At 65.0% G+C, this 17,247-nt stretch carries 13 protein-coding genes and 1 tRNA gene; 10 read left to right on the forward strand and 4 right to left on the reverse strand.

Annotation, left to right across the window (positions count from 1 at the left end; translation table 11 throughout):
* Nucleotides 1-64: 64 nt before the first annotated feature.
* Together ACEN9F_RS15790 and ACEN9F_RS15795 are read left to right on the forward strand one after the other, a co-directional pair.
* On the forward strand, nt 65-775 hold the full coding sequence (locus ACEN9F_RS15790) for an SDR family oxidoreductase (RefSeq protein WP_413421099.1): 711 nt from the start codon (nt 65-67) through the stop codon (nt 773-775).
* A gap of 348 nt (nt 776-1,123) precedes the next feature.
* Nucleotides 1,124-1,699, forward strand: coding sequence for a hypothetical protein (locus ACEN9F_RS15795; RefSeq protein ID WP_413421100.1), 576 nt, complete (start codon nt 1,124-1,126; stop codon nt 1,697-1,699).
* 4 nt (nt 1,700-1,703) lie between these two features.
* Here the strand turns inward: ACEN9F_RS15795 and ACEN9F_RS15800 are convergent, their stop codons facing one another.
* Together ACEN9F_RS15800 and ACEN9F_RS15805 are read right to left on the reverse strand one after the other, a co-directional pair.
* Nucleotides 1,704-4,490: a TonB-dependent receptor gene (locus ACEN9F_RS15800; RefSeq protein ID WP_413421102.1), complete on the reverse strand. Its 2,787-nt coding sequence runs from the start codon at nt 4,488-4,490 to the stop codon at nt 1,704-1,706.
* Between the two features lie 127 nt (nt 4,491-4,617).
* A complete protein-coding gene (locus ACEN9F_RS15805) occupies nt 4,618-6,072 on the reverse strand; it encodes a M20 family peptidase (protein WP_413421104.1) in 1,455 nt (484 codons plus the stop codon).
* 131 nt (nt 6,073-6,203) lie between these two features.
* On the opposite strand from ACEN9F_RS15805, the gene ACEN9F_RS15810 reads away from it, so the two are divergent.
* The 5 genes from ACEN9F_RS15810 to ACEN9F_RS15830 all read left to right on the forward strand — a co-directional run bounded on the left by ACEN9F_RS15810 (nt 6,204) and on the right by ACEN9F_RS15830 (nt 13,584).
* Entirely contained in the window at nt 6,204-7,298 is a 1,095-nt protein-coding gene (locus ACEN9F_RS15810; protein ID WP_413421105.1) for a GlxA family transcriptional regulator, read from the forward strand.
* Complete coding sequence (locus tag ACEN9F_RS15815) at nt 7,295-8,704, forward strand: MFS transporter (protein WP_413421107.1); 1,410 nt, start codon at nt 7,295-7,297, stop codon at nt 8,702-8,704. Before ACEN9F_RS15810 ends, ACEN9F_RS15815 begins: the two co-directional genes overlap by 4 nt.
* A 72-nt stretch (nt 8,705-8,776) precedes the next feature.
* A complete protein-coding gene (locus tag ACEN9F_RS15820) occupies nt 8,777-11,140 on the forward strand; it encodes a prolyl oligopeptidase family serine peptidase (RefSeq protein ID WP_413421109.1) in 2,364 nt (787 codons plus the stop codon).
* A 12-nt stretch (nt 11,141-11,152) separates the two neighbouring features.
* Nucleotides 11,153-12,463: an alpha-amylase family glycosyl hydrolase gene (locus ACEN9F_RS15825; protein WP_413421111.1), complete on the forward strand. Its 1,311-nt coding sequence runs from the start codon at nt 11,153-11,155 to the stop codon at nt 12,461-12,463.
* Between the two features lie 98 nt (nt 12,464-12,561).
* Nucleotides 12,562-13,584 (forward strand): DUF3616 domain-containing protein, encoded by a 1,023-nt coding sequence (locus tag ACEN9F_RS15830; protein ID WP_413421113.1) that lies wholly within the window; start codon nt 12,562-12,564, stop codon nt 13,582-13,584.
* Between the two features lie 97 nt (nt 13,585-13,681).
* Here ACEN9F_RS15830 and ACEN9F_RS15835 read toward each other — a convergent pair whose 3' ends face one another.
* Nucleotides 13,682-15,094 carry a M20/M25/M40 family metallo-hydrolase gene (locus ACEN9F_RS15835; protein WP_413421115.1) on the reverse strand — a complete coding sequence of 471 codons (1,413 nt, stop codon included), beginning with the start codon at nt 15,092-15,094 and terminating at the stop codon, nt 13,682-13,684.
* A 123-nt stretch (nt 15,095-15,217) separates the two neighbouring features.
* On the opposite strand from ACEN9F_RS15835, the gene ACEN9F_RS15840 reads away from it, so the two are divergent.
* Together ACEN9F_RS15840 and ACEN9F_RS15845 are read left to right on the forward strand one after the other, a co-directional pair.
* Nucleotides 15,218-15,293: transfer RNA gene (locus ACEN9F_RS15840), tRNA-Phe, on the forward strand.
* A 206-nt stretch (nt 15,294-15,499) separates the two neighbouring features.
* Nucleotides 15,500-15,874: a hypothetical protein gene (locus ACEN9F_RS15845; RefSeq protein ID WP_413421116.1), complete on the forward strand. Its 375-nt coding sequence runs from the start codon at nt 15,500-15,502 to the stop codon at nt 15,872-15,874.
* Between the two features lie 5 nt (nt 15,875-15,879).
* On the opposite strand, the gene ACEN9F_RS15850 is transcribed toward ACEN9F_RS15845, so the two are convergent.
* Complete coding sequence (locus ACEN9F_RS15850; RefSeq protein WP_413421118.1) at nt 15,880-16,188, reverse strand: HNH endonuclease family protein; 309 nt, start codon at nt 16,186-16,188, stop codon at nt 15,880-15,882.
* On the opposite strand from ACEN9F_RS15850, the gene ACEN9F_RS15855 reads away from it, so the two are divergent.
* Nucleotides 16,112-17,218, forward strand: a complete 1,107-nt coding sequence (locus tag ACEN9F_RS15855; protein ID WP_413421120.1) for a tyrosine-type recombinase/integrase — start codon at nt 16,112-16,114, stop codon at nt 17,216-17,218. The genes ACEN9F_RS15850 and ACEN9F_RS15855 overlap by 77 nt on opposite strands.
* The last annotated feature ends 29 nt before the right edge of the window (nt 17,219-17,247 follow it).

Below are 17,247 nucleotides of genomic sequence, written 5' to 3' on the forward strand. Positions count from 1 at the left end.
AGATGACCGGTCATATTGTTTCACCTTCGACTTACCTTCGATCTACCCACTGAAAGGAAATATCATGAACTTCAAAGATGCCGTTGTCCTCGTTACCGGTGCCAACCGCGGCCTGGGCAAAGCCCTGGCGCAAGCCGCCCTTGCGGCCGGCGCCCGCAAGGTCTACGCCGCCGCCCGCAATCCGGAATCGGTCACCCTGCCCGGCGTCACGCCGATCAAGCTGGACGTGACCAACGCCGCCGACATCGCCGCCGCCGTGCAGGCCATCCCCGACCTGACCATCCTGGTCAACAACGCCGGCATCTCCACCGGCAGCGGCGTCAGCACCCCGGACGCGCTGACCGCCGCCCGCGCCGAACTGGAAACCAACTTCTTCGCCCCGCTGGCCTTGAGCCATGCGTTCGCGCCCGTGCTGGGCCGCAACGGCGGCGGCGCCATCATCAACGTGCTGTCGGCGCTGAGCTGGATCAGCCTGCCAAGCACTGGCACCTACAGCGCCTCCAAGGCCGCCGCCTGGGCGCTGACCAACGGCCTGCGTGGCGAACTGGCGGCCCAGAACACCCACGTGCTGGGCGCCCACATGGGCTATATGGACACCGACATGACCGCCGGCATCGACGCGCCGAAATCCGCGCCGGCCGACATCGCCCAGTCCATCGTCAACGCGCTGCACGCCGGCGAGGACGAGGTGCTGACCGACGAGACTTCGCGCCAGGTCAAGCAGGGCTTCGCCGCCCCGCGCAGCGCCTACCTGGGCGCGCCGCGCGCGGCCTGACCCATACCGCAATGCAGCATTGAGGCCGCGGCGAAAAAGGGCCGCGGCCGATAGAAATTTTTTTTGATCGACGCAATAAATCGCGTATTTTCAAGCGCGGAAAAGGTGCATAATCATTCACTCAGCCAAGTGAAGTGCGCCCGTTTTCCGCCGGCTTGACGTGCGCGCAACTCGTTTTCCCCGCCGGTAATCTTCGAATGTTATTGCCTCACAACCAGTTGTGAACAATTGTAAATCGACGTTGAATGAGCCCGCCACAGCGCTAAGGTAGAAGTCTTCACCTCGGAGCGCGTCGGCCACCCCAACGCTTGCCGCGCAGCCGAAGTCAGACGAAATACGGGAAACGCCATGCTTACTGCCACCTATGTGTTGTTGACACTGTCGATCGAACAAAAGAAGGAACGCCATTTCATTTCGCGTCTGCTGCAATACGTGCAGTCGATCGCGCGCCGCCCGCAGGAAATCGATCCTGTGTTCATTGAATCCCAGCTCAAGGAACTGACCAGCTTTGCCGAGGCGCGCCACCAGCGCAAGGTCGAGGCCTGCCTGATGCCGGCCGTGCGCGCGGCCGACTCCAATTGTACGGCCCTGATGAACGACATGGAATCGCTGAGCCGGCTGGGCAGCGCGATGCTGACCGCCGTGCATAAGTGCCTGCGCCGCGCCATGCGCCGCAGCGCTTCGCAGGGCAAGTTCCTGTGCCGCACGGTGGACCTGTATTGCCAGAACCTGCTCAAGCGGCTGGACAAGGAAGAACAGGAATTGCTGCCGCTGGCGCAGAAGGTCATCTCCAGCGAGGAATGGTTCGAGATCGGCAGCAAGTTCCTGGCGCAGGAAGACGGCGACGCCGCTTCCCAGCCGGAACTGCGCCCGCGCCGCAACCCCGGCGACTACCACATGGGGCGCGGCCCGGCGACCGCCTGAGCGCCTAGCGGAAGGCGTAGCTCGCGTTCAGATAGACGAAGCGCCCGCGTGGATCGTAGGTGCTGACGTCATACCCGTACTGGAACTGCGCCGCCACCGGCACGAACACTTGCGGCTGGCGGTCGAACAGGTTGCGCACGCCCAGCGTCAGCGTGGTGTCCTTGAAGCCGCGCCATGCCAGATTGGCGTCGTAGGTCGCCTCCGCCCCCATGAACACCCGGTTGCCCAGCAAATCGCGCGCCGCCTCGTAGCGCGCGCGGTAGTTCTGGATCAGCGTGGCCGACAGCGGCCCGGCCGTCCACGCTGCGCTCAGCGTATGCTTCCAGCGCAGCACCACGCCGCCCGCGTCGGCGCCGATCACCGGCACGCCCTTGGCGTCCACCAGCCGCCCCACTTTATGCGACACCACGCCGCCCGGACTGGTCTGGTCGTACTGGTCCATATAGGTGCCGTTCAGCGCCATGTCCAGCCGGCCGGCGCCGAAATTCCTGCGGCCGGTGACGAACACGTCGGCGCCGGCGATGGTGGCGTTGCCGGTGTTGGCCAGGATGGTCTTGACCAGGTCGACGTCGTTGCCGTTCAGCGTGACCAGGCCGGCGTAGGCCGGATCGCCGGCGCGGAAGCGCGACACCACTTCCTGCGCCGACGGCGTCGCCAGGATATCGCTGACCTTGATGCGGAACAGGTCGACGCCCGCCGTCAGCCAGTTGGCCGGCGACAGCACCAGGCCGACCGAGGCCTGGCGCGATGCTTCCGGCTTCAGGTTCGGGTTGCCGCCGGTCAAGCCGTTGACCTGCAATGAACTCTGGCCCGTCTTCGGATCGCTGAAGGCCACCGTGGTGCCCAGCACCTGCGGCGTCCACAGGTCGTTCAGCGTCGGCGCGCGGAAGCCGCTGCCCACCGACGCCCGCAGCAGCACGCTGCGCACCGGCTGCCAGCGCAGGCTGGCCTTGTAGTTGGTCGACGCGCCGACATCGTTGTAGTCGTCGCTGCGCAGCGCCAGGTTGGCTTCCACCGTCTTCAGCAGCGGCGCGTTGAGCTCGCCGAACACCGAACGGATGCTGCGGCTGCGGTCCACCGCCGCCAGCGCGCCGCCGGCGCCGCCGACATCGCCGCTCAGCAGCGCGGCGCTGGGCGCAATCCGGTAGCTCTCGCGCCGCGCCTGCGCGCCGGCCGCGTACTGCACCGCGCGGCCGTCCAGCTGGAACAGGTCGCCGGTGATCTTGCCGTCGAAGATATTGCTGTCGGACCAGCCGTCGATGGTCTTGCCGGTGTACTGCGCGGTCTTCAGCTTGTCGGCCAGCGCGCCGGTCTGGATGCCGCCCGGCGCCCACGGGTTCCAGTTGTTGGCCGGATCGTTGATGATCTTCGCGTACGCCACCTGCAGGAAGTAACCCTGCGGCAGCGTGCCGCCGACCTTGCTGCGGTTGGACGAATACGCCACCTCGTAGTCCTGGCCCCACGCGGTGCCGCGCGCGCCGCCGACCAGGCGCGACTGCGTGGCGACGTCGCGCGACTGGCGCGGGCCGTAGTCGAACACGCGGGTGGTGATCGCCAGCGGCTGGCCGATGAGGGCGCCGAAGCCCTGCGCCGTCAGGTAAGGCACGACGATGGACTGGTACACCGGATTGCTCGGGTAGAGTATCAGCGAGGGATCGACGCCCTGCCTGGCGAAGGCGCTGTCGATGGCGAGGAAGCTGCGGCGCTCCGGGCTGGTCTGGATGGTGTTGACGACCACGCTGCGCGACAGCAGCGCGTCGGCGAACAGCTGGTGCTGGTCGCTGAGCTTGAAGTTGACATTGCCGGTCAGGTTGGCCAGCTCGCGCGACGGAATCAGGTTGGTGTAGCCGGCGCTGTCGAAGGCGCAGTAGGGCGCGCCCTTGCTGGTCGGCGTCGGGTTCTGGAACATCTGGATGTCCGCGCACTTGCCGCCGGCGGCCAGCGGATTGCCGTAGCCGGTGGCGGGCGAGTTGCCGAAGCCGGGACCGCGGTCGTTGGGATAGGCGCCGGGGATCACCACGCCCTCGATATTGCCCTGCCCCGTCGCGCCGGAGACGTAGTACGGCGGCTTGTTGCCGCTCTTCGCATAATCGCGGTCGGCGCCGAACAGCGCCTTGTCCTTCTCCCACGAGGCCGAGACCACGGCGCTGTAGCGGTCCGTATCGAGATTGCCGATGCCGCCGGTGATGGCGGCCTTCTTGTTCTGGCCGCCGCCGCTGGTGGTCGGCGAACCGCCGCCCGCACTCGCTTCGACGCCCTCGAAATTCTTCGACAGGATGAAGTTGACCACGCCCGCCACCGCGTCGCTGCCGTAGACGCCGGAGGCGCCGTCCTTCAGCACCTCGATGCGCTCGATCGCCGCCAGCGGGATCACGTTGACGTTGACCGTGGCGCCGCCGCCGCCCGCGAACGCCGCCAGCCGGCGGCCGTTGACCAGCACCAGCGTGCGGTCCGAACCGAGGCCGCGCAGTGAAATCGACGACAGGCCGAAGGTGCCCGACGATGCGCCGCTGGCGCCGGACTTGGCGCCCGACGAAGACAGCGAGGCGATCGAGTTGAGCAGGCTCTCGGTGCTGGTGGCGCCGATGCGCTGGATATCCTGCTTGCTGATCATCTGCACCGGCAGCGCGGTTTCGGAATCGACGCGCTTGACCGAGGAGCCGGTCACCTCCACCCGCTGGATCTTCTCTCCCTGCTCCTGCTGCGCCCAGGCCGGCAACGCGCCCACCACGGCAACGCCGCCGGCAAACATCATGCGCATCGCGTGCGCCAGTACGGTTTCCTTCATCATGCTCTACTCCCTGTGTGATCGTTGATGGTTTTTATAAGGCGGGGTTTTATAAGGCGCAGGAATCCCCGCCGGGCAGCTTGTGGCCGCCCGGTCCGGATCGTGCTATCGGTGCTGGTGGGTGAGCGGCCTAGCGGTTCCTGGCCAGTTGCACGTAGAAGCGGACCGCCTCCACGTAGTTGTCGACGCCGATGCGCTCATTGGTGCCGTGGAAGCGCGCCAGGTCGTCCGGCCCGGCGCGCACCGGCGAGAAGCGGTACACGTGGTCGCTGACCTCGCGATAGTGGCGCGCATCGGTGGCGCCGACCACGATGCCCGGCGCCACCACCGCGTCAGTGAACACTTCGCGTATGGTGCGGTTGATCAGCGCATACTGCGGCGACGCCACCGGCGACACCCGCGACGGTTCCGACTGGCCCGCGTCCAGCGTGGCGTGCACGGCGTCGTTGTCGACGGCCCGCCTGACGTGCTCCATCACGCCGGCCACGCTGTCGCCGGGACGCAGGCGGAAGTTGACCACGGCGTCGGCCTTGCCCGGCAGGACGTTGTCCTTGTTCCCGGCGTGGAAAACCGTCAGCGCGGTGGTGGTGCGCAGCATGGCGTTGGTGCCGGCCGACTGCTCCAGCTGGTGCTGCAGCACCGGCGCGAACAGCCACAGGTTGGCCAGCACCACGCGGTTCACGCCGTGCATCTCCGGCGCAATGGCATCGAACATCTCGCGCGCCACGCCGCCCACTTCGCCCGGCATCTGCTTGCGTTCCAGTTCCGCCAGCGCCGCACTCATCATGCCGATCGCGGTTTTCCGCGGCGGCATCGACGAGTGGCCCGGCGCCGTGCTCACCGCCAGGTTGACGCTGGCGTAGCCCTTCTCCGCCACGCCGATCAGCGCCACCGGCCGCGTGATGCCGCTCATGATGCCCTGCGTGACCAGCATGCCTTCATCGAGTATGTAGTCGAGCCGCACGCGGCGCGACTTCAGCAGCGCCGCGATGGCGGTGGCGCCGCGCCGGCCGCCCACCTCCTCGTCGGCGCCAAAGCCGAAGTAGATGGTGCCGCGCGGTTGGTAGCCGGCGGCCAGCAGCGTCTCCACCGCCTCCATCTGCGCCACCAGGCTGCCCTTGTCGTCCCAGGAGCCGCGGCCCCATACATAGCCGTCCTTGACCACGCCGTCGAACGGCGCCTGCTGCCAGTCGCGCTCCGTGCCCGGCGCCACCGGCACCACGTCCTGGTGCGCCAGCCACATCACCGGCCTGGCCGCCGGATCGCTGCCGGGCCAGGTGAACAGCATGCTGTGGCCGATCATCTCGCGCTTCAGCGTTGCATGCATGCGCGGGAAGGCTTGCGCCAGGTAAGCCTGCATGCGCTCGAACTCCCCGCTGTTGGCTTGCTCGGAGGCGGCATCGGAGATGGTGCGGAACTTCAGCGCGCCGGCCAGTCGCGCGGCCGCAGCATCGCGGTCCAACGCCAGCGCCGGCGCGGGCTTCGCCTCGATCTGGCGCGATGTCAGCCGCAAGGTATTGACCGCCACCACCGCCACCATCCCGGCCAACACCAGCGCGACCGCCAACAATATTCGTTTAAACATACGATATAAATCCAAAAAATGAAGGCCACGGAAACGCGCCAGATTGGTGCGTTTCCGGCACTGTTGTTTTGAGTTCTTGCAAACGATTCTAAAGCTTGCCTAAGGATTATCGTGCAGCTAATATCGCCAATATGCAGACCAATCCCGCCACCGACCTCACCCCACTGGATGTGCACCTGCTGTGGCTTCCCGAGGTCATGCCCGGCACCTTGTTTGCGGCGATGGACGTGCTGCGCGTCGCCGCCGGCATCCTGCAATTGCGCAAGCCGAACCGCCCGTCGCCGCTGACCTGGCGCATGCTCACGCCGCCCGGCGTCGAGGTCCCGCTGAGCGCCGGCGGCATGGCCGACAACGAACGCCTGCCGCCGCAAGCGCTGCCGGCTGAACGCACGCTGATCCTGGTCCCCGGCCTGGCCACGCGCAACGCGCCGCACATGGGCGAGGTCGCCGACCAGCATCCGGCCGTACTATCGCTGCTGAACGACCACGCGCTGCAAGGCGGCTTGATCGCCGCCAGCTTTACCGGCATGGTGTTCCCCGCCCGCCTCGGCCTGCTGAACGGCGCCAGCTGCGCCGCGCCGTGGGCCTACCAATCGTGGATGAGCCGCATGTTCCCGCAAGGCGATTTCTGCGCCGACGAACCGATGTCCTTCCACGAGCGCGTGTACACCTGCGTCGCGCCCGGCATGCAAACCGAATTCGTCGCCGCGCTGCTGGGCCGCCTGCTCGACGCCGACCTGATGGAAGCGATCCTGCAAGTGATGCTGTACCAGCAGCGCCGCCAGCAAGTGACATCGCAGATGGCAAGCCAGTGGCTGACGCCGACTTCCGACAGCCCGGTCTACCGCGCCACCCAATGGCTGCAGGCCAATCTCGACCAGCCTTACAATCTGCAAGCGCTGGCCGTCGCCGCCGCCACCAGCGAGCGCACCCTGCTGCGCCACTTCCGCCAGGCGGCCGGCATGACGCCGCTGGAATACCTGCACAAGCTGCGCGTGGAACGCGCCAAGGTGATGATCGAAGTCTCGCTGCACAACTTCCACACCATCGCCACCGCCTGCGGCTATGCGGACGCCAGCTCCTTCCGCCGGCTGTTCCAGCAGGCCACCGGCATGAACCCCAGCGTCTACCGCGAGCGCTTCACGCTGCGCGCGCGCCGTCCGCACTGGAAGGTCGAACAGAAAGCGCAGGACGCGCAAGATGCGCAGCTGGCGGTGGCGTCATGAGCCACGGCGCCACGCTGCTGCACCTGCGCGGCGCCGCAGGCAAGGATGCGATCTATCGCAAGATCAGCTGGCGCCTGCTGCCGCTGCTGATGCTGTGCTACGCGGTGGCCTACCTGGACCGCGTCAACATCAGCTACGCCAAGCTGCAGATGCAGGACAGCCTGGCCTTCAGCGACCAGGTGTATGCCTGGGGCGCGGGCATCTTCTTCGTCGGCTACTGCCTGTTCGAACTGCCCAGCAACCTGCTGCTGGAAAAAATCGGCGCGCGCAAGACGCTGCTGCGCATCATGCTGCTGTGGGGCGCGACGGCCGCCGCCGGCGCCTTCGTCCGCACGCCGGTCGAGTTCTACACGATACGATTTTTACTGGGCGTGTTCGAGGCGGGCTTCTTCCCCGGCGTGATCCTCTACTTCACCTACTGGTATCCGGCCGGACGGCGCGCGCGCGTGATCGCCGTGTTCGCGTCGGCGGCGCTGATGGCCGGCGTGGTGGCCGGCCCGCTGTGCGGGGCGACGCTGCAATACCTGCACCTGCACCAAGGACTGCAAGGCTGGCAATGGCTGCTGCTGATGCAGGGCCTGCCCGCCGCGCTGCTGGGGGTGGTCGCCTGGTTCTACCTGGACGACAGGCCGGAGGACGCCCGCTGGCTGTCGCCGTTCGAGCAGCAGATGATAGCGCAGGACCTGGAACGCGACGAAGCACTGCTGGCCGCGGCCTGCGGCCAGCCGGCCAACGCCGGCGAGGAAGAGGATGACGATCCGCCGTCGGCCTTCGCCATCACCTGGTCGCTGCTGCGCAATCCCGCCATCGGCCTGCTGGCCGTCTCCAACCTGCTGCTGATGGGCGCCAGCTACACGCTGGTGTTCTGGGCGCCGACGCTGATGCAGCGCTGGGGCGCGGCCAGCCACATGCAGCTCGGCTTGTTGGCCGCGCTGCCCAACATCGCCGGCGTGGTCGGCATGATCGCCATCGGCTACGACTCGGACCGCCGGCGCGAGCGGCGCGGCCACTTCATCGCCTGCATGGTGCTGGCCGCCGGCGGCCTGGGACTGGCCATCGCCGCCGACAACGTGCTGGCCTGGTCGCTGGCCGGGCTGTCGCTGGCGTCGCTGGGCATCGCCTCGGCCTCGCCGCTGCTGATATCGATCGTGGCCGACCTGCTGAACCGGCGCCGCGCCGCCGCCGGCATCGCGCTGGTCGGCAGCTTCGGTTTGACGGGCGCCGCCTTCGGTCCCGCGCTGGGCGAACGCGCGATGGCGTGGGGCGGCAGCGCCGCCATGCTGGCCGCGCTGATCGTGCTGTACGTCGCGGCGGGCGCGGTCTTGATGCTGGCGCTGCGGCTGGCGCCACGGCGCGGTGGCCCGGACGCAGGACATGGTCAGACCGACAAGATAGCCCGCAGCTAAAGGTTGGGCTAGAATCCGGGATGCGCCGCGATCCGGCGCTTCCGATCACCCAACCTCAAAGCGAAACTACCGATGCGTTTTGTTCTGCCTCTACTGGCCCTGGCGGTCACCGCCAACGCCGGCGCCGCCGTCACCTCCCCCCCAACCCCGATCACGCTCGACCAAGCGATGGCCAACCCCGACTGGATCGGCAACCCGGTCGAATCGGCATGGTGGGGCTGGGACAGCCGCCAGGTCTACTTCAAGCAAAAGCGCAACGGCTCCGTGCTGCGCGACACCTGGCAGATCGCCGCCGGCGCCCCCAAGCTGGTGGACGACAAGCAGCTGGCCAACCTGGACAGCGCCGATCCGGTCTACAACCGCGACCGCACGCGCGCCGTCCTGCTGCGCAACGGCGACCTGTTCGAGCGCGACCTGAAGACCGGCGCGCTGACGCAGATCCTGCGCGGCACCACGCCGGCCGCCGATCCGCAATACGCGGCCGACGGCGCCCACGTGCAGTTCCGCGTCGGCAGCGACTGGTTCAGCTGGAGCCGCGGCGAGCGCCTGGTGTCGCCGGTGGTGCAGCTGCGCACCGCCAAGGACCCGGACGCCGCACCGGACGCCAGCTCGCGCCGTGACCTGCAACTGCGCCTGATGTCCACGCTGGCGCGCCTGAAGGAAGAGAAGGACGCCAGCCGCGAGCGCCGCAACGAGGAGCGCAGCGCCGACGCCACCCGCGCGCCGCTGCCGGTCTACCTGGGCGAGAAGGTCGTCATCGAAACCAGCGCGTTGTCGCCGGACGGCCGCTACCTGCTGGTGGTCACCAGCGCCAAGGACGGCGACAAGCGCCGCGTCGGCAAGATGCCGAAGTACGTGACCGAATCGGGCTACGAAGAAACCGACGACGAGCGCAAGCGCGTCAGCGACGAAGGCCCGCTGCCGCACCAACTGAAACTGGTTGAAGTCGCGACCCGTAAGATCACCGACCTGTCGTTCGACGCCCTGCCCGGCATCAACGTCGATCCGCTGGCCGAACTGCGCGCCGCGCACAAGCTCGATGCGCTCAAGGGCAACCGCGGCGTGCGCTTCGAGCGCCGCGAGGAATCGATCCGCTGGAGCGCCAACGGCGCGCAGGTGGCGGTGGTCGCGCAATCGATCGACAACAAGGACCGCTGGATCGCCACCGTCGACCTGGCCGGCGCCAAGCTCAAGCCGGTGCACCGCCTGACCGACGCCGCCTGGGTCAACAACCGCGGCAACGACTTCGGCTGGCAGCCGGACAACAGCACGCTGTGGTACGAATCGGAAGAAAGCGGCTACGCCCACATCTACACCCAGGCCGCCGACGGCAAGGCGCGCGCGCTGACCTCCGGCAAATGGGAAGCCTCCGACGTCACCTGGTCGGCCGACGGCGGCACCGCCTACTTCCTGTGCAATCCAAAACTGCCTGGCACCTATGAAGTCTGCTCCGCCGCCACCAAGGACGGCGCGCTGAAGGAACTGACCTCGCTGGGCGGCGTCGAAAGCTTCACCCTGTCGCCGGACGGCCGCAAGCTGCTGGTGCGCTACTCGACCTCCTACATGCCGGCGCAGATCGGCACCGTCGCCAGCACCGGCGGCGCGGTCACCCAGCTGACCGACACCCGCAGCGCCGACTTCAAGGCGCGCGAATGGGTCACGCCGCAAATCGTCGCCGTACCGTCCACCCATGGCGCCGATCCGGTCTGGGCCAAGCTGTATCGCCCAGCCACGCTGGAAGCCGGCAAGAAGTATCCGGTGGTGATGTTCGTGCACGGCGCCGGTTATCTGCAAAACGTCAGCAAGCGCTATCCGGTCTACTTCCGCGAGCAGATGTTCCACAACCTGCTGGTGCAGCGGGGCTACATCGTGCTGGACATGGATTACCGCGCATCGCTGGGCTATGGCCGCAACTGGCGCACCGCGATCTATCGCCAGATGGGCCATCCTGAACTGGAAGACTACGTCGACGGCTTGAACTGGATGGTGGCCAACCAGCAGGGCGACGCGCGGAACGTCGGCATCTATGGCGGCAGCTACGGCGGCTTCATGACCTTCATGGCGCTGCTGCGCGCACCGGACCAGTTCAAATCCGGCGCGGCGCTGCGTCCTGTGACCGACTGGACCACCTACAACCACGAGTACACCGCCAACATCCTGAACACGCCGGACCTGGATCCGGAGGCGTACAAGATCTCATCGCCGATCGAATACGCCGACCAGCTGAAAGGCAACCTGCTGATCGCCCACGGCATGATCGACGATAACGTCTTCTTCCAGGACTCGGTGCGCATGGCCCAGCGCTTCATCGAACTGAAGAAAGCCAACTGGGAACTGGCGCCGTATCCGATGGAGCGTCACGGCTTCGTGCATCCGGAAAGCTGGTACGACGAATACCGCCGCATCTACGAACTGTTTGAACGCACGCTCAAATAAGACAGGAGACGTATGAAAAAACTTGCCGCCTTGCTGCCGCTGGCCGCGCTGTGTGTATCGATGAGCGCACCGCTCGCGGCCCACGCCGAGCCCAAACACCCGGCCTGGTCCCGCAGCGCCAACGTGTATGAAGTCAACCTGCGCCAGTACAGCAAGGAAGGCACGTTGAACGCCTTCGGCGCCCAGCTGCCGCGCCTGAAGCAGATGGGCGTGGACGTGATCTGGCTGATGCCGGTCCACCCGATCGGCAAGAAGAACGCCAAGGGCACGCTGGGCAGCTACTACGCGGTGCGGGACTACGCCGCCGTCAATCCGGAATTCGGCAGCATGGACGACCTGCGCAAGCTGGTCAAGCAAGCGCACGGGCTGGGCATGAAGGTGATCCTGGACTGGGTGGGCAACCACACGGCCTGGGACCATCCGTGGGTGGAACAGCACCCGGACTGGTACAAGAAGAACGACAAGGGCGAAATCCACTCCGTCACGATCAAGAACGAAGCCGGCGAGACCGAGGAATGGAACGACGTGGTCGGCCTCGACTACAGCAACAAGGCGCTGTGGCAGGGCATGACCGACGCCATGGCGTTCTGGGTCAAGGATGCCGGCGTCGACGGCTTCCGCTGCGACGCCGCCGGCTTCGTGCCCGTCGAATTCTGGGACCAGGCGCGCGCGCAGCTGGACAAGATCAAGCCGGTGTTCATGCTGGCCGAGGCCAACGCGCCGGCGCTGCACGAGAAAGCGTTCGACGCCAGCTACGACTGGCCGCTCAACGAGATCATGAAAAAGATCGGCAAGGGCCAGGCCGGCGCGGCCGAACTGAAAGCCTACGCCGTCAACGCGCCCAAAGCCTGGCCGCGCGACGCCTACCGCCTGCAGTTCACCAGCAACCACGACATCAACTCGTGGCAGGGCGGCGACAAGGATCTGTACGGCCCGGCCTGGGGCGCGATGACGGTGCTGAGCTACACCCTGCCCGGCATGCCGCTGGTCTACAGCGGCCAGGAAGCGCGGCAGGAGAAGAAGCTGGAGTTCTTTGAAAAAGACCCGATCGACTGGAAGACCTACGAGCTGGAAGGTTTCTATGCGGGCCTGAACACGCTCAAGAAACAGAACCCGGCGCTGTGGAACGGCGCGGCCGGCGGCGCGGTGCAGTTGCTCGACGTCGGCAACGACCAGCTGTTCGCCTTCAAGCGCCAGCAGGGTGCCAACAACGTGCGCGTGATCGTCAACCCGACCGCCACGCTGCAGAAGTACAAGCTGGCCGGCGACGACGGCCCGGCCGTGCTCAAGCCATGGCGCTGGCGCATCATCGTGCCGGAATGACGACACAACGCCAAGCCTGACCGCTTGGCGTTTTTTTATCATTGATTTTTTTACATCCCCCTGTTAGCCTCGATGCACCGGACTAGCGGAGGAAGATCATGTACACCCCAGTACGTATGGCCTTTGTTGTTGCCACCTGCGCCGGCATGGCGTGCGCGCAGGCCGCGGCCCCGCTGGAACACTTCGGCATGTGCGACGCCTCCGCGGCCGTCGCGATCGGCGGCGACCGCTTCCTGGTGGCCAATGACGAGGACAACATCCTCCGCCTGTATCGGCGCGACATTTCCGGCCCGGCGCTGGATCCCGTGTACGACGAATCGGAAACGCTGCGCCTTCCGGGCGCGAAGAAAAAAAAGGATGGCACGGAACGGGAAGCCGATCTCGAAGGCGCGGCGCAAATCGGCCGGCGCGTTTATTGGATTGGCTCCCACGGCGCCAACAGCGATGCCGAATTCAAGCCCGAACGGCGGCAATTGTTCGCCACCGACCTCGACGACAAGAACGGCGCGCTCAGCGTGACCATCTTCGGCAAGCCTTACACCGGCTTGCTCGAGGCGATGGCCGCGCACCCGCCGATGAAGAAATACGATCTGTTGAAAGCGGCCACCATCGCGCCCGAGAAGAAAGGCGGCTTGAACATCGAAGGGCTGGCGGCCACGCCGGACAACCATCTGCTGATCGGCTTCCGCGGCCCGCTGCACAAAGACAAGGCGCTGTTGCTGCCGTTGCTCAATCCCGACGAACTGGTTGCGCCGACGTCCGGCGCGGTGGCCAAGCCGCAATTTGGCGATCCGGTCGAACTTGACCTGGGCGGGCGCGGCATCCGCAGCATCGGCTACGCGGCCAGGCTGCGCGCCTACCTGATCGTAGCCGGCCCGCACGGCAAGAAGGGCGATTTCAAGCTCTACAAATGGACCGGCGCCGCAGCGTCGCCGCCGCTGTTGCTGCCGGTCGAGATCGACGGCAGCCTGCGGCCGGAAGCGCTGTTCGCGCTGGCCGACGGCAAGTCCTTCCAGCTGCTGAGCGACGACGGCGACGAAAAGATCCACGGCGTCGCCTGCAAGGAATCGGAGCCGCCCGGGCAGCGCAAATTCCGCAGCATCGTCATCACGCTGCCCTAAGAAACGGGGTCAGGTCCAGAATGCGGACACGGCCTCTACCGTAGCGACGCTACGGTAGAGGCCGTGTCCGCATTCTGGACCTGACCCCGGATTGGCTTTACTCGGTGGCGAGGCGCTTGGCGAGGCGGTACAGATAGTCCTGGCCGTCGTACAGCGACTTGACGCGGATGTGCTCGTTCAAGCCGTGCGCGCCGCTGCCTTCCGGACCGCTGAACATGCCGCTGATGCCGTAGGTCCAGATGCCGGCGTTGTTCAGGAAGCGGCCGTCGGTGCCGCCGGTCGACATCGTCGGGATCACCGGCACGCCCGGCCACATATCGTTGCTGATCTCTTCCACCGCCTTCATCAGCGCCGGCGTCAGCGGCGGCATCGGGCTGATCACGCCGTCGCCGATGCGGGTGATCTTGATCTTGTCGTCGGCCACCACGCGCTGCAGCGTGGCCTGTACCTGCTCAATCGGCTCGCCCGGCAGGATGCGGCAGTTGACGGTGGCGCGGGCGCGCTGCGGCAAGGCATTGTCGGCATGGCCGGCGTCGACCTTGGTCGCCACGCAGGTGGTGCGCACGGTGGAGTTATGCGCCGGGCTGACCGCGTACAAGCGGTCCAATGCCGCCTGGTCCGGCGGATCGCTCAGGATCGCCTTCATGTCGGCGGCGACCTGGCCCTTCTCCACCGTCGCCATGCGCTCGTAGAAGGCGCGCGTGACTTCCGACAGCTTGAACGGGAACGCAAACTGGCCCAGGCGCGACAGGCCGTCGGCCAGGTGGTAGATGGCGTTGTCGCGATACGGCGCCGAGCTGTGGCCGCCCGGATTGGTCACCTCCAGCTGGAAGCTCTGGTACACCTTCTCGCCGGCCTGGATGCCGTGGCGCACCGGCTTGCCCTCCTTGTCCAGCAGGCCGCCGCCGCCTTCGTTGAGCGCGATCTCGGCGTCGATCAGCTGGCGGTGATGCTTGATCAGGTACTCCACGCCGTCGAACTTGGACGGCACCAGTTCCTCGTCGCAGGTCAGCGCCATGACGACGTCGCGCTTGGGCGCCAGCTTTTCCTTCTTGTAGCGGATCATATTGGCGACGAAGGCCGAGGCCATCGCCTTGTCGTCCGACGAGCCGCGCGCGTAGAACATGCCGTCTTCCTCGATCAGCTTGAACGGGTCGCGGGTCCAGTCTTCGCGGTTGGCCTCGACCACGTCGACGTGGGCCAGCAACAGCAACGGCTTCTTGCTGCCGTCGCCCTTGAGGCGCGCCACCAGGTTGCCCTTGGCCGGACCGCCGGGCGGGACGATGATCTGTAGGTCGGCATCCTTGTAGCCGGCGGCCTTGAGGCGCTTGGCCATCTTGGTCACGGCCACGGTGCAGGAGCCCACCGAGTTGGTGGTGTTGGTTTCCACCAGCTCCTGATAGATCTCGCGCATCTGTTTTTGCACCGGCGTCAGGTCCGCGCCGTGCGCCGCCCCGGCCAGCGCCAGTCCCAGCCCCAGTTCCGCCAACATCCAAGTCGTCCGCTTCATATCGCCCCAGTCCAGGTTGATTGCACAATCAATCAAATTTATACCTCGACATTATTGATGTCAAGAAAGTGGGTTCATGCCCTTGCCAAACCCCGGGGGCCGTCTGCTATAATTGCGGCCCTTGGCCTGGTAGCTCAGTTGGTAGAGCAGAGGATTGAAAATCCTTGTGTCGGTGGTTCGATTCCGCCCCGGGCCACCAAGAACAGTCCCAAACAGAACGCCAAGCCATACAGCTTGGCGTTTTTGTTTGTGCGGCGAAAAATCCTCGTGTCGGTAAATTCCCGGTTCAAGTAGCACTTCCATTGCCGGTCTGAGCATCCAGACCAAATCCCCTTCAGAAAGCTGTTGAAATAAACCAAGTTGCGTGATAACGTGATATCACATTATCACAAAAGGATTCATCGTATGGTCACGAGAACCAAGGCGCCTGCCAAATACACCTCAGCCTCCAACACAGCGCAGCTGGTCGAGAAAATCACGGAGAGTGTCAATCAACTGGCACGCAACGAGAAGATCAAGAACTTTGATATCAAAGTCAATAAGAAGAGTGGGCTAGTACGCTTGAACGCGCAAAACGTTGATGGCCGTACTATGACTCGGACATATCTCGGCCCTGGTTTGGAAGAGACGGTAACGTATGACCCAAGTAAAAACTCTAAGGACGAGCGAGACCACAACATCCGAACATTGCTCGCTAACGGGTTGACACAGGCAGAGGTTGCATTGAAGCTTGGTGTTTCGCAGGCCTTGGTGTCAAATGTGCATCGCAGTGATGATTGATTTTTTTACTCCGGGCCATGCCAGATCCGCAGCGCGACTGCACACTGCTGCTCACCGCGTGCCTGAATCGCGGCCTCGTCCCATGTAGGAAGTTGCATCAGGCCGCGATTGAGGTGGAGGTTGGAATGCTCAAAAATCTCTTTCCGCTTCCTCTCGAATGCGCAATTTTGTACCGACCTGTTTACTCCGTAATGCACGAGAGTCAGATTACCAAACCGGGGGACGTGGTTTTTTCGATTGAGAATCGACGACATATGGTTGTCGAGTACGACCGCCGTATACTGCAGGCTATCTGACTTCTCGATTTTCGCCATCCTGGAAACAGGGGAAACAGGGGGCGGTGTTGACACCTTCCCTGCAATCGATGTGGCCGAGGCGCGGCGACTTGCATTGGAAATGCGCGCGATAGTAGACCGTGGCGGAGACCCACTGGACGGCGTTGACCGCGTGCGCGCAATGCCAACTTTTGCGGACTTCGTCGCCGATCACTACATGCCTTATGCCCAAGCCGCTAAACGCTCCTGGAAAGACGACGCCTCCAAGCTGCGCTGCCATCTGTTACCCAAGTTCGGCACAATGAAACTCTCCGAGATCACGGTACGTGATGTTCAATTGCATCATGCCGCTATGCGTGACAGCCATAGTGCAGCAACGGCCAATCGTCACCTGGCCCTGCTGAGTGCTATCTTCCGCAAAGGCGTTGAATGGGGAAAGATCGATCGCAACCCAGTCAGCGCGAGCAAGATGTTCAAGGAAAGTAACGGTTCCCAGCGCTTTCTGAAGCCAGACGAAATCGGACGGATGTATGACGCCATGGCAACTGAAGTAAATCAAACCGCCGTCGCCGCCCTTAAACTATTGCTCCTCACGGGCACTCGTCGACAGGAAGCCCTTAGCGCCCTGTGGTCCAATGTTGATTTGGAAAGCGGCCAGTGGTGGCTGCCACAGACCAAGTCGGGCAGAGGGCGCTATGTGGTGCTGAACGAGCAGGCTAAGCAGCTGCTGGCAGCACAACCAAGCCTCGGCACGTCACCATGGGGTTTTCCTGGACGCGATGGCGATAAGCCACTGCATAACCCTCGCAAAGCGTTTACTCGGATCTTAGAGGCGGCTGGCGTTGACCATGTCCGCATCCACGATCTGCGCCATTCATTCGCCAGCTTGGCAGTCGGAAACGGCGCATCGCTATACGAGGTGCAAAGCCTGCTTGGTCACAGCTCTCCGCAGATGACACAACGCTACGCTCACCTGGCCGACAACGGACTTCGACGCGCCAGCCAGTCCGTCGCAAACGCAATCAACGCGGCGACAGTTCAAGGCGATCAAGACAGAGCAACAGCATAACAGCCCACCTCCCCGAACGGCGTCCTGTC

The sequence above is a fragment of the Duganella sp. CT11-25 genome (genome assembly GCF_047302815.1).
Lineage (GTDB): Bacteria > Pseudomonadota > Gammaproteobacteria > Burkholderiales > Burkholderiaceae_D > Rugamonas.